The sequence below is a fragment of the Ramlibacter lithotrophicus genome (genome assembly GCF_012184415.1).
Lineage (GTDB): Bacteria > Pseudomonadota > Gammaproteobacteria > Burkholderiales > Burkholderiaceae_C > Ramlibacter > Ramlibacter lithotrophicus.
In genome coordinates this window covers 205,468-218,437 of record NZ_VTOX01000003.1, presented here as the reverse complement: position 1 = coordinate 218,437, position 12,970 = coordinate 205,468, and the positions used below count along the sequence as shown (strand labels likewise).

The window sequence follows — 12,970 nt, the reverse complement described above, 5'->3', positions numbered from 1 at the left end:
CGCGCCGCGCTGTGCGGCACGCCACCTCGTTGGCCGGTATCCGGGCTGGCGGATGCGACCCATGTGCCCTTCCCAGGTGCGGCGCGGCGACGCGCCGGACACCCAGTGGATTCGACATGAGCGGAGGGCCGCGACGACCCTCGTCCGCTTACCGTTGCGGGGGCAGCTCAGGTTGGGGTGCCGGCGCGATCCGCGGCCGCGACCCTTCCTGATTCCCGTTGAACTGCCTTGACCTGGCGGTCGCGGCGAGCACCAACGAGCGCGATCATACCCCTTCGCCCGGGGAGCTCAGCTCAGATATGCACCGCGTGCCCCAACGCGCGCAGCGCGGCTTCCTGCACTGCCTCGCCGAGCGTGGGATGGGCGTGAATCGTGCCGGCGATGTCTTCCAGCGTCGCGCCGAGCTCGAGCGACTGCGAGAAGGCGCTGCTCAACTCCGACACCGACTTGCCCACCGCCTGCCAGCCGAGGATCAGGTGGTTGTCGCGGCGGGCGACGACGCGCACGAAGCCTTCGCTCGCTTCGAGGGTCATGGCGCGGCCGTTGGCGGAGAACGGAAAGGCCGACACGATGCAGTCGTGGCCGGCTTCTTCCGCGGCGCCGGGCGACAGGCCCACTGTCACGACCTCCGGGTCGGTGAAACAGATCGCCGGGATGGCGACCGGCGCGAAATGGCGCCGCTGGCCGGCGATCACTTCGGCCACCATCTCGCCCTGTGCCATCGCCCGGTGGGCCAGCATCGGCTCGCCGGTAAGGTCGCCGATCGCCCACACGTTGCGCATCGACGTGCGGCACTGGTCGTCCACGCGCACCGCGCGACCGGCCATGTCCAGGTGCAGCGTCTCCAGGCCGAAGCCCTGCGTCTTCGGCTGCCGGCCGACGGCGACCAGCACCTGGTCGGCCGGCAGCGCGAACTCGTCGGCCTTCGGCGTGCGCACGCGGACGGCGCCGCTGGGCGAGAGTCCTTCCACGGTGCAACCCAGGTGCAGCACGACGCCCAGGCGCTTGAGCGCCGCCAGCACCGGCCGCGTCAGTTCCTCGTCGTACGCCGGCAGCACGCGCGGTGTGGCTTCGACGATCGCGACTTCCGCGCCGAGCTTGCGGTACGCGATGCCCAGTTCCAGGCCGATGTAGCCGGCGCCGACGACGACCAGGCGCTTGGGCAGCTCCTTCGGCGAGAGCGCCTCGGTGGACGAGATCACCGGCCCGCCGAACGGCATGAAGGGCAGCTCGGTAGCCACCGAGCCGGTGGCGAGCAGCAGGTGGTCGCAGCGCCAGCGCTGCGACTGGCCTTGGGCGTCCTGCACCGTGACGGTCTTGCCGTCCTCGATCGTCGCCCAGCCGTGCACCACCTGCACACCCGCGCGCTTCAGGAGCGCGCCAACGCCGCCGGTGAGGCGCGACACGATGCCGTCCTTCCAGCGGACGGTCTGCGCGACGTCGATCTGCGGCGAGGCGACCTTGATGCCCAGCGGCGAGCCGTTGGCGAAGTGCCGCGCGTGCTCGAACTCGCCGGCCGCGTGGATCAGGGCCTTGGACGGGATGCAGCCGATGTTCAGGCAGGTGCCGCCGAGGGCTTGCCCCTCCACCAGCACCGTGGGGATGCCGAGCTGGCCGGCGCGGATGGCGGCGACGTAGCCGCCGGGTCCCCCGCCGATCACCAGCAGGGTCGTGGACTTGGAGTTCATCGGGTGCGCGCGTCCTCAGGGTTCGACGAAGAGCAGCGCCGGCGTCTCGAGCAGCGCCCGGATCGCCTGCACGAACTGCGCGGCGTGCAGCCCGTCGACCACCCGGTGGTCGAACGAGCACGACAGGTTCATCATCTGCCGCGCGACCACGGCGCCTTGCCGGATCACGGGCCGTTCGACGATGCGGTTGATGCCGACGATGGCGACTTCCGGGTGGTTGATCACGGGCGTCGTCACGATGCCGCCGAGCGGGCCCAGGCTGGTGATCGTGATGGTGGAGCCGCCGAGCTGCTCGCGCGAGGCCTTGCCGCTGCGCGCCGCGTCGGCCAGGCGCGTGATCTCGGTGGCGCAGGACCAGAGGTCGTGCGTTTCGGCGTGCTGCAGCACCGGCACCATCAGCCCCGGCTCGGTCTGGGTCGCGATGCCCAGGTGCACGGCGCCGGATCGTGTCACCACGCCGCCTTCGTCGTCGTAGCGCGCGTTCATCTGCGGGAAGTCGCGCACCGCGAGCACGATGGCCCGGGCGATGAACGGCAGCAGCGTGAGCTTGGCGCGCTGGCCGGCATGGCGCTCGTTGAGCTTGACGCGCAGGGCCTCGAGCTCGGTGACGTCGCATTCCTCGACGTACGTGAAGTGCGGGATCCGGCGCTTGGACTCCTGCATCTTCTGCGCGATCTTGCGGCGCAGGCCGATGACGGGGATCGCTTCCTCTTCGTCGCGCTGCGCATAGGCGGCGCTGGCTCGCGTTGGCGCCACCTGGCCGCGCGACGCCAGATAGACGTCGAGGTCCTCCTGGCGGATGCGGCCGGCCGGCCCGCTGCCGTGCACGTATTGCAGTTCGATCCCGAGTTCCCAGGCGCGGCGGCGCACCGCCGGGGAGGCGATCGGCTTGTCGCCGGGGGCGCGGGTGGGTTCGGGGGCGCGACGCGGCGGCGCTGCTTCGCGCGCCAGCGCCACAGGCTCCTCCTGGCGTCGCTCGGCGGCGGGGGCTGGCTGCGCGGCCGACGGTTGGGGTTGAGCCGCCGCCTTCGTCGCCGCCTGCTGCGCGGCGTGCGGCGTCACCGGCGCATCGCCCTTGACGTTGCCGGCGCCTTCGACTTCCAGCCGGATCAGTTCCGCGCCGACCGGGATCTGCTGGCCGACCTCGCCGCCGAGCGACGTCACCTTGCCGGCGACCGGCGAGGGAATTTCCACCGTCGCCTTGTCGGTCATCACGTCGGCGAGGACCTGGTCCTCGGTCACCGTGTCGCCGGGCTTGACGTGCCACGCGACCAGTTCCACCTGGGCGATGCCTTCGCCGATGTCGGGCATCTTGATGATGTACGTTGCCATCATGCCTCCATCGTGCGCTTGAGGGCCGCGCCGACGCGCGTCGGCCCCGGGAAGTACGCCCATTCCTGCGCATGCGGATACGGCGTGTCCCAGCCGGCGACGCGCTCCACCGGTGCCTCCAGGTGGTAGAAGCAATGCTCCTGCACCAGCGACACCAGCTCGGCGCCGAAGCCGCTGGTCTTCGTCGCTTCGTGCACGACCACGCAACGCCCGGTCTTCTTCACCGACTCGACGATGGTGGGCAGGTCCAGCGGCCAGATCGAGCGCAGGTCGATGATCTCGGCATCGATGCCGGTTTCGCGGGCCGCGCACTCGCTCACCCACACCATCGTGCCGTAGGTCAGCACGGTGAGGTCCTTGCCGGGACGGAACACCGCGGCCGATTCGAGCGGCACCGTGTAATGGCCTTCCGGCACGTTGCCCAGGGCGTGTTGCGACCACGGCACGACCGGCCGGTCGTGGTGGCCGTCGAACGGGCCGTTGTACAGGCGCTTGGGCTCCAGGAAGATGACAGGGTCGTCGTTCTCGATCGAGGCGATCAGCAGGCCCTTGGCGTCGTAGGGATTGCTCGGCATCACGGTGCGGATGCCGCAGACGTGCGTGAACAGGGCCTCCGGGCTCTGGCTGTGCGTCTGGCCGCCGTAGATGCCGCCGCCGCAAGGCATGCGGATGGTGATGGGCGCCGTGAAGTCGCCGGCCGAGCGATAGCGCAGCCGCGCCGCCTCGGACACGATCTGGTCGGACGCCGGGTAGAAGTAGTCGGCGAACTGGATCTCGACGACCGGCCGCAGGCCGTAGGCGCCCATGCCCACGGCGGTGCCCACGATGCCGCCCTCCGAGATCGGCGCGTCGAAGCAGCGCGACTTGCCGTATTTGGCCTGCAGCCCTTCGGTGACGCGGAACACGCCGCCGAAATAGCCGACGTCCTGGCCGTACACGACGACGTTGTCGTCGCGCGCCATCATCACGTCCATCGCCGAGCGCAGCGCCTGGATCATCGTCATGGGCACGGTCTTCGCCTGCTCCTCGACGGGAGCCGCGACTTCCTCGTTCTTGGTCTTGGTCAGCATCTCAGACTCCCAGTTGCTGGCGTTGCATCCGCAGGTGTTCGGGCATGTCCTTGTAGACATCGTCGAACATCGCCGCGGCGCTCGGAATGTGGCCGTCGAGCAAGGTGCCGTAGCTTTCGGCCTCCTTCTGGGCCGCCAGCACCTCGGCTTCGAGTTCGGCCTGGGCCTGGTCGTGCTGCGCGTCGGACCATTCGCCGATGCCGATCAGGTGCTGCTTGAGCCGGGCGATCGGGTCGCCCAGCGGGAAGCGCTTCCAGTCGTCGGCGGGCCGGTACTTGGACGGATCGTCCGAGGTCGAATGCGGGCCGCCCCGGTACGTGACCCACTCGATCAGCGTCGGTCCGTGGTTGTTGCGGGCCCGCTCGGCGGCCCATTGCGACGCGGCGTACACGGCGAGGAAGTCGTTGCCATCGACGCGCAGGGAGGCGATGCCGCAGCCGACGCCGCGCGCCGCGAAGGTCGTCGCTTCCCCGCCGGCGATCGCCTGGAACGACGAGATCGCCCACTGGTTGTTGACGACGTTGAGGATCACCGGCGCGCGATAGACATGCGCGAAGGTGAGGGCGGTGTGGAAGTCCGCTTCGGCCGTCGCGCCGTCGCCGATCCAGCCCGACGCGATCCTGGTGTCGCCCTTGATGGCCGACGCCATCGCCCAGCCCACCGCCTGGATGAACTGCGTCGCCAGGTTGCCGGAGATCGAGAAAAAGCCGGCCCGCTTGTACGAGTACATCACCGGCAGCTGCCGGCCCTTGAGCGGATCGCGCACGTTGCTCATGAGCTGGCAGATCATCTCGACCATCGGGATGTCGTCGCGCGAGAGCAGCAGGCTTTGCTGGCGGTAGGTCGGGAAGCACATGTCGCCTTGCTGCAGGGCGAGCGAGTGGGCCGTGCCGATCGCCTCCTCGCCCAGGCTCTGCATGTAGAACGACAGTTTCTTCTGGCGCTGCGCGATCAGCATGCGCGCGTCGAAGATTCGCGTCTTCATCATGGCGCGCAGGCCCTTGCGCAGCCGCGACGGTTCGATCTGCGGCACCCAGGGCCCCGCGGCCTGGCCATCCTCGTCGAGCACGCGGATCAGGCTGTAGGCAAGGTCGTTGGTGTCGAAATGGGAGGTGTCGACCGGCGGCTTGCGGACGGCGCCGGCCGGCGAGACGTGGAGGTAGGAGAAGTCCGTGGTGCAACCGGGACGCCCGGAGGGCTCCGGCACATGCAGGCGCAGTGCGGGTGTCTGACTCATTCGATCTCCTGCGCCGATTGTGTCGACGCGTGTTGAAGAAGGCGGGCTGCCCGCGGCGGGTAGCCACGAGGTCCCGAGCAGATCGACTGTAGCCGAATCGGTGGCGTTAGTGGACGCTCAGCGGTGCGAGGCAGCGCCGCGCCGTGTTCTAACGGCCGATGTGGCGTTCCAGGAACCGCTCGACCCGGCCCCAGAAGTCCACGCGATTCTTCACGAGCGACCAGCCGTGCCCTTCTTCGGTGTACGTGATCCACTCGGGCGCGCGCTGCTGCTGCTCGAGCGCCGCGCGCATGCGCGCGCCATGCTCCAGCGGCACCCGCCGATCGGCGCCTCCGTAGGCGAGCAGGAGCGGCGCCTTGATGCGCGCGGCCTGGTGCACGGGCGAGGTGGCGCGCAGTTGCTGCGCGTCCTGCTCTGGGTGTCCCAGCAGCAGCGGCATCGAATAGAGCCGCGCCGCTTCGGTGGCGTCGCTCCAGATGCCGTCGTACAGCAGTTCGAGGTCGGACACGCCGGCCCAGCTCAGCCCACAGCGGTACACGTCGGGGTCGTTCGCCAGTCCCATCATCGCCGCGTAGCCGCCGTAGCTGCCGCCGGCGATGCAGACGCGGGCGGGGTCGGCAATGCCCTGCGCCACGGCCCAGCGAACGCCGTCCGCGAGATCGTCCTGCATTGCCTTGCCCCACTGCTTCCAGCCGGCCTTGAAATGCCGCCAGCCGAAGCCGGTGCTGCCGCGGAACTCGGGTTGCAGCACCGCGTAGCCGCGGGAAGCGAGGAACTGGGCCTCGGGGTCCCAGCTCCATGCCATGCCGCGCAGGTTGGGGCCGCCGTGCACCAGCACGACCAGCGGCAGCTTCTTCCCGGCGCGCCCGCGCGGCACCGTGAGATACGCCGGGATGGGCAAGCCGTCGCGGGCGGCATAGCGCACCATCTCCACGGGCGCCATCTGCTCAGGACGCACTCCGGACATGACGGCGCCGAGCTCGGTGAGACGGCCGCTGTCGCGCTCGTACAGCAGGAAGCGCCCGGGGTCGACGTCCGAAAATGAATGCACCAGCACGCTGTCGGTCTCGGGCCGCTGGGGGATGCTCAGCAGGTTCACCGTCCGCGGCAGCAGCGCGTCGACCTTGCGCTGCAGCTCGGCCAGGGAAGCGTCGAACCAGGCCGTGCCCGGGGCGTCGGTCGTGTAACGCGCGCCGACGATGCGCCCGCCGTTGCGGATCAGGGTCCCCGCGAAGTCGTAGTCCTTGAGCGACAGCAGCGGCTGCGGCTCGACGGTCCCGCTCTCGAGATCCAGCCGCGACAGCGCCGCCGCGCCGGTGCTGCTGCCGCGCCTGACGAACAGCGTCGAGCCATCGACCGCCAACGGCCAGAAGCCATTCGGATCGAGCAGTTCCCACCCTTCGCCCAGGGCACGCCACTCGCCGCCAGCCGGGTCGCGGTAGCGCACCTTCACGCGCCGGTCTCCGCGGCTGACCGCCACCCGCGGCTCGCCGCGCTCGTCGATGATCCAGTGGATGGCGTCGGTCGGTCCCGTGACCGGCGCGAGCTTGCCCGTGACCGTGTCCAGCCGGCCCAGCCGCAAGCTCTGGTCCTCGCGCCGGAAGGCCACGAAGACCGCGTCCCCATCGCGGGCCGGTGGGACCGAATGAAGCCGATAGCGACGGTCCAGCCCGCGCAGGTGGCGCGGCTGGTCCGGCGCGCGCTCGATCAGCGTCTGGAAGTCGCCGCCGTCGCGCGAAATGGCGAACAGGCCGGGGCCGAAGAAGCGATCTCCCACGCCGACTTGCCAATCGGTCAGCGAGAACACGAGCCGGTCGTCGTTGACCCATTCGAAGCTGCCGACGTCGGCGTCGGTAAAGGAGCCGACCACCTTCGCCGACCGGTCGCGCACCGTGACCACGAGGAGCTTGGTGCGGCCGCCAGGCGCTCCGATCGCCACTGCGACGTAGCGGCCGGTCGGTGACAACCTGGCACCGGCAAATGCCGGGTTCTGGAAGAAGACGGCTGCGGCCGGCCCGGCCTGCGCCAGAACGCCCGGCGCGACCGCCGCCAGCAGGGCCGCCGCCGCCACGGCGGTCCGCCATCGCACCAACCAAGCAATCGCACTTCGCATGGCCTGCTCCGTCAACGCAGCCGATTATGCGGCCCCGCCGAGCGGCGGCACCGCTCGGGAAGCAGGATCGGCCCGTCCACTCCGATGGGCATCGGGCGGCCGCCGGGGGGTGTCGTTCTCCGCTCCGCTCGCGGTCGACCACCCGGGCGCTCACGGACCATCGCATCACCACGGCCCGGGCGCGCCTGCTTGGCGGGCAACCGCGAATTGGTCGCTGCGCCCGACATCCCCAATCACCGGCCTCAGCGTTGCACTGTGGCGCTCGACGAAGAGAGACACGGGCGCCACCGCTGTTGGATCGGCCGGCGACCGGGAGCGTCGTTCTCCGCTCCTCTCGCGGTCGACCACCCGGGCGCTCATGGACCACCGCATCACCACGGCCCGCGCGCGCGACCGGACGGGCAACCGCGAATGGGTCGCTGCGCCCGACACCCCCGATCACCGGCCTCAGCGTTGCACTGTGGCGCTTCGTCATCGAGCGCGACCGGAACACCAACGCAAGAATGCAAAAGGCCCTCGCGGGCCCTTTGCTTCGACGGTGCGAGGCGATCAGGCGTTGTTGATCGCCACCGAGCGCACGTTGAGGTACGCCTCCAGCGACTCGGGGCCGCCTTCGGAGCCGTAGCCGGAATCCTTGATGCCGCCGAAAGGCATTTCCGCGCTGGGCATGGCCGGCATGTTGATCCACAGCATGCCGACTTCGACGCGCCGGCTGAGCAGGTCCGCGTTCTTCAGCGACCTGGTGAAGGCGTAGCCGGCCAGGCCGTAGGAGAGGCGGTTCGCTTCGCGGATCGCCTCGTTGAGGTCGCTGAAGCCGCGGATGCTCGCGACCGGGCCGAACGGCTCGTCGTTGGAGATCTTCGCTTCCAGCGGCACGTCCAGCAGCACGGTGGGTTCCCAGAAGTTGCCCGCATCGCCCATGCGCTTGCCGCCCGCGAGCACCTGCGCCCCCTTGCTTACCGCGTCCTGGTGGAATTCGGCCATCGCGGTGAGCCGGCGCGGATTGGCCAGCGGACCCATCTGCGTGCCTTCGGCCAGTCCGTCGCCGACCTTCAGGCCCTTCGCGTACTTGGCCAGCGCCTGCGCGAAGTCGTTCTTGATGCTTTCGTGCACCAGGAAGCGGGTGGGCGAGATGCAGACCTGGCCGGCGTTGCGGAACTTGGCGCCGCCGGCGGTCTTCACGGCGACCTCGACGTCGGCGTCCTCGCAGACGATCACCGGGGCGTGGCCGCCCAGCTCCATCGTCACCCGCTTCATGTGCTGGCCGGCCAGACCGGCGAGCTGCTTGCCCACGGGCGTGGAGCCGGTGAACGTGACCTTGCGGATCACCGGGTGCGCGATCAGGTAGTTCGAGATCTCGGCGGGCGTGCCGTACACGAGGCCCAGCACGCCGGCCGGGATGCCCGCGTCGGCGAACGCCTTGATGAAGGCGGCGGGGCCGGCGGGCGTCTCCTCGGCGGCCTTCACCAGCATCGAGCAGCCGGCGGCCAGCGCCGGCCCGACCTTGCGCACCACCTGGTTGATGGGAAAGTTCCAGGGCGTGAAGGCGGCGACCGGGCCGACCGGGTCCTTCACCACCATCTGGCGGATCTCGGGCTTGCCGCGCGAGGGCACGAGGCGGCCGTAGACGCGCTGGCCTTCGTCGGCGAACCACTCGATCAGGTCGGCCGCGGCCAGCGTCTCGCCTTTCGCCTCGACCAGCGGCTTGCCCTGCTCCTGGGTCAGCAGCGGCGCGATCTCGTTCGCCCGTTCGCGGATCAGTCCGGCCGCCTTGCGCATGATCTTCGCGCGCTCGGCCGGGGCCATGTCGCGCCAGGTCTCGAAGCCCTTCTGCGCCGCCGCCAGCGCGCGATCGAGGTCGGCAATGCCGGCATGCGCGCAGCGACCGATTTCCTTGCCGGTCGCCGGGTTGAAGACAGCCAGCGTGCGGCCGTCTGCGGCGTCCTGCCATTGGCCGTCGATGAACAGTTGGGTATTCGGATAGGTCATGCGGAAAATCCTCGCGAGTTGGACACAGAGTCGGGAGCGAACCCGCTATTCTGGGCCATCCCGCGGACCTGCCCGGCGGCGGCGGCGGAAACCATGGCCCGGTCCGGGCCTGCACGACAATGGAGGCATGACCAAGACCAAGACGGCCACGGACGGGCCGATCGAATTCGAGCCCGAATTCGTCACCGGCCTGACGGAGATCTTCGAGGAACGGATCGTGTTCAACCGCGTGCTGGGGCTGAAGATCACCAGCCTGCGGCCCGAAGGCGTCGCCGCCCGCATCGACATGAAGCCGGACCTGGTGGGCCACTTCGCCTACCAGCGGCTGCATGGCGGCGTCATCAGCGCCAGCCTCGACGCGATGGCGGGGCTCGCCGTCATGGCGGCCATCGGCGCCCGGCACATGGACGAAACGCCGCTGCAGCGGCTGCACCGCTTCGCCAAGCTGGGGACGATCGACCTGCGGATCGACTACCTGCGCCCGGCGATCAGCAGCCATTTCGAGCTGGCGGCGGAAGTGCTGCGCCTGGGGTCGCGGGTGGCCACGGTGCGGATGGAATTCCGCGACGCCGAGTCGCGCCTGCTCTCGACAGGGTCGGCCGCGTACATCGTTTCCTGACCCGCGGTCAGGGTGTCGCCCGCTGCGTCACGTACACCGTGCCGGTGAAGCTGGAGACCATCGCCCCGTCGCGACGGGTGACGTCGACCCGGTAGACGGCCAGCTTCTTCGATCGCGATACCTCGGTCGCGCGCGCCAGCAGGGTGTCGCCCTCGTTCGCCGCCACCTGGTAGGTGATGTGCGCGTCGATGCCGGCGGCCACCTTGCCGTGCGAGTTGGAGGCCAGCCCGAACGCCGTGTCGGCCAGGGCGAAGGTCACGCCGCCGTGGCACGTGCCGTTGAAGTTCAGGTGCTGCGCACCCAGCGTGATCTCCACCGCCGCCATGCCCGGTCCGGCCTCCACGCAGGAGATGCCCAGCGAGCGCACGAAGGGGTCCAGCGCGGCGAGCCGGCGCACGCGGTCCGCCGGCGCCTCGTGCGCGCGGTGCGCGGTCGGGTGCGCCTGGTGCTGCAGCCGTCGGCCCCGCCCGGCAACGGCGATGTGAGCCTCGATGCCGTCGGCCAGTTCGGCGATGCCGGTGCCGGCGGTGGAACTGACCCTCAGCACGGGCACTTTCCAGCCCTCGGCGGCCGCTCGCAGGTGCAACATGTCCTTGAGGTGGCGCGCGGCCGGCTCGGCGCCCGGCAGGTCGGACTTGGTCACCACCAGCAGGTCGGCGATCTCGAGGATGCCGGCCTTGAGCGCCTGCACGTCGTCGCCGAGGCCGGGCGGACAGGCCACCAGCCGGGTGTCGGCCACGCGCATGATCTCGACCTCCGACTGCCCGGCGCCCACGGTCTCGACGATCACCATGTCGAAACCGGCGGCGTCGAGCACGTCGATCATCGCCGCGGTCGCCTGCGACAGCCCGCCGAGGTGGCCTCGCGAAGCCACGGAGCGGATGAACACGTCGGGGTGCGCACCGTGCTCGCCCATGCGCACGCGGTCGCCGAGCACCGCGCCGCCGGAGATCGGGCTGGAGGGATCGACGGCGATGACGGCGAGCGTCTTGCCGCGCGCCAGCAACTCGCCCAGCAAGGCATGCACCAGCGTCGACTTGCCGGCGCCAGGCGCGCCGGTAATGCCGAGCACGTGCGCACGTCCCAGGTGTGGCGCCAGCGTGGCCGACAATGAAGCCGTGTCGCGGTCGCCGCGCTCGACCTGGCTCAGGACGCGCGCGATGGCCCCGCGCTGGCCGGCGAGCACGGCCTGCAGCCAGGCCGGCGCTTCGTGCACCTGCGGGTCGCGCTTCACACGATCGCCTGCACGTGGCCGAAGCCGAGTTCGCGCCGCAGCGTCCCGCAGATCTCGCCGTGCGTGCAGCCGGCCTCGGCGGCCTCGACGACGCGGCCGAAGACGTTGTCGCGGCTGTCGCCGGCGGAGCGGGCGAGCGCATCCAGCGCTCGCTGGACGCCGTCCTGCGAGCGCCTGGCCTTGAACTCCTTGAACGCCGCCAGGTGCGCTTCCATGGCGGTGCGGTCGGGCCGCGGATTGATCGGGCGGGCGCTGCTGTCCTCCTCGACCTGGTAGGCGTTCACGCCGACCACGATCTGCTCGCCGTCGTCGATGCGCTGCTGGAAGCGACGCGCCGATTCGCCGATCATGCGTTGCACCAGGCCGGACTCCACGGCCTGGTACATGCCGCCGGCGTCTTCCACGATCTTCATCACCCGCTCGATTTCGGCCTGCATGTCGTCGGTGAGCTTCTCGACGTAGAAACTGCCGCCCAGGGGATCGATCACGTCGGTGAGGCGCGCTTCCTCGCGCAGGATGTTCTGCGTGGCGACGGCGATGCGGGCGCCGTCGGCGCTGGGCACCGACAACGCCTCGTCCCAGGCGTCGGTGTGCAGCGACTGCAGCCCCCCAAGGATGCCGGCGATGGCCTGGACGGTGACGCGGGCGATGTTGTTGAGCGGCTGCTGGCGCGTCAGGTCCACGCCGGAGGTCTGGCCGTGAAACTTGAAGCGCCACGACCGCGGGTCCTTCGCGCCGAGCAGGTCGCGCGTGATGCGGGTCCAGATGCGGCGGGCGGCGCGGAACTTGGCGACTTCCTCGAACAGGCTGATCGAGATGTCGAAGAAGAAGGTGAAACGCGGCAGGAAGTCGTCCGGGTCCATCCCGCGCGCGATGCAGTCGCGCGCGTTCTGGATCGCGGTGCTCAAGGTGAAGGCGACGGCCTCGGCCGGCGTGGCGCCCGCCTGCTGCATGTGCTGGCCCACCACCGACATCGGGTTCCAGCGCGGCACGTGCTGGTTGCAGAACGCGATGTGGTCGGCCAGGATCCGCCGCGCGCCGGGCAGCGCGATGCGGAAGAACATGTGGTTGGCGACGTAGTGGCTGAGGTAGTCGCTCTGGTTGGACGTGCCGCTGACCTGGCGCCAGTCGACGCCGCGCCGCTTCGCCGTCGCCAGCATGAAGGCGAGCAGCGTGAAAGGCGAAGGATCGTTCTGGGCGCAGGAGGTGCGCGCCAGGTCGACGCCTGCCAGCGCCGTGTCCATGTGTTCCGAGGTGTTGATCACGGTGCCGCAGGTGCCGAGCAGCTCGATGTGCGACTCGTCCATGTCGTAGCCGCGAAACACCGAGTTGCAGGGGATCAGCGAGATGGCCGTGGCCCCTTGCGCCAGCACCTCGCGCAGCCGCTCGTTGTATTCGGCCGGCGTCCCGTGGCCGATCAGCTGGCGCTGGGACCAGGTGCGGCCGCGGTGCATCGTCGCGTAGATGCCGCGGGTGTACGGCGGCTGGCCGGGCAGGCCCAGCGCCTGTGCGCGCTCGCCGGCGTTCCAGTCACGCTCGGTGTACAGCGGCCGGATCGGGATGCCCGACCGGTTGGCGACTTCCTTGTCGGCAACCATGGTGGCGGCGTACTCCTGCTGCCAGGCGGCATGCGCGTCGGGTGCGGCGAGCAGGTCGCCAGCGATCGGCTTGTTCATCGGATGGCTCCT

9 protein-coding genes and 1 riboswitch are annotated in these 12,970 nt (G+C 70.1%); of the genes, 1 reads left to right on the top strand and 8 read right to left on the bottom strand.

The genetic code is table 11. The features are described from left to right. Positions 1-14: 14 nt before the first annotated feature. Positions 15-272, bottom strand: a riboswitch (cobalamin riboswitch). 21 nt (positions 273-293) lie between these two features. The 6 genes from lpdA to RAMLITH_RS10890 all read right to left on the bottom strand — a co-directional run bounded on the left by lpdA (position 294) and on the right by RAMLITH_RS10890 (position 9,429). Next, the gene (lpdA, locus tag RAMLITH_RS10915; RefSeq protein WP_168107430.1) at positions 294-1,688 is read right to left on the bottom strand and encodes a dihydrolipoyl dehydrogenase; all 1,395 of its coding nucleotides are present in this window, start codon (positions 1,686-1,688) and stop codon (positions 294-296) included. A 15-nt stretch (positions 1,689-1,703) separates the two neighbouring features. Continuing rightward, positions 1,704-3,020 carry a dihydrolipoamide acetyltransferase family protein gene (locus tag RAMLITH_RS10910; RefSeq protein WP_168107429.1) on the bottom strand — a complete coding sequence of 439 codons (1,317 nt, stop codon included), beginning with the start codon at positions 3,018-3,020 and terminating at the stop codon, positions 1,704-1,706. Continuing rightward, the gene (locus RAMLITH_RS10905) at positions 3,020-4,024 is read right to left on the bottom strand and encodes an alpha-ketoacid dehydrogenase subunit beta (protein ID WP_168107735.1); all 1,005 of its coding nucleotides are present in this window, start codon (positions 4,022-4,024) and stop codon (positions 3,020-3,022) included. The genes RAMLITH_RS10910 and RAMLITH_RS10905 overlap by 1 nt, the downstream gene beginning before the upstream one ends. Positions 4,025-4,091: 67 nt before the next feature. Then, positions 4,092-5,327, bottom strand: coding sequence for a 3-methyl-2-oxobutanoate dehydrogenase (2-methylpropanoyl-transferring) subunit alpha (locus tag RAMLITH_RS10900; protein WP_168107428.1), 1,236 nt, complete (start codon positions 5,325-5,327; stop codon positions 4,092-4,094). Positions 5,328-5,475: 148 nt separating this feature from the next. Further along, positions 5,476-7,440, bottom strand: a complete 1,965-nt coding sequence (locus tag RAMLITH_RS10895; RefSeq protein WP_168107427.1) for an alpha/beta hydrolase family protein — start codon at positions 7,438-7,440, stop codon at positions 5,476-5,478. Positions 7,441-7,989: 549 nt separating this feature from the next. Next, positions 7,990-9,429 (bottom strand): NAD-dependent succinate-semialdehyde dehydrogenase, encoded by a 1,440-nt coding sequence (locus tag RAMLITH_RS10890; RefSeq protein WP_168107426.1) that lies wholly within the window; start codon positions 9,427-9,429, stop codon positions 7,990-7,992. 127 nt (positions 9,430-9,556) lie between these two features. Here RAMLITH_RS10890 and RAMLITH_RS10885 point away from each other — a divergent pair, with 127 nt between their 5' ends. Further along, a complete protein-coding gene (locus RAMLITH_RS10885; protein WP_168107425.1) occupies positions 9,557-10,048 on the top strand; it encodes a thioesterase family protein in 492 nt (163 codons plus the stop codon). Between the two features lie 7 nt (positions 10,049-10,055). On the opposite strand, the gene meaB is transcribed toward RAMLITH_RS10885, so the two are convergent. Then, positions 10,056-11,282 (bottom strand): methylmalonyl Co-A mutase-associated GTPase MeaB, encoded by a 1,227-nt coding sequence (meaB, locus tag RAMLITH_RS10880; protein WP_168107424.1) that lies wholly within the window; start codon positions 11,280-11,282, stop codon positions 10,056-10,058. Continuing rightward, positions 11,279-12,958: an acyl-CoA mutase large subunit family protein gene (locus tag RAMLITH_RS10875; RefSeq protein WP_168107423.1), complete on the bottom strand. Its 1,680-nt coding sequence runs from the start codon at positions 12,956-12,958 to the stop codon at positions 11,279-11,281. The genes meaB and RAMLITH_RS10875 overlap by 4 nt, the downstream gene beginning before the upstream one ends. Positions 12,959-12,970: the final 12 nt, after the last annotated feature.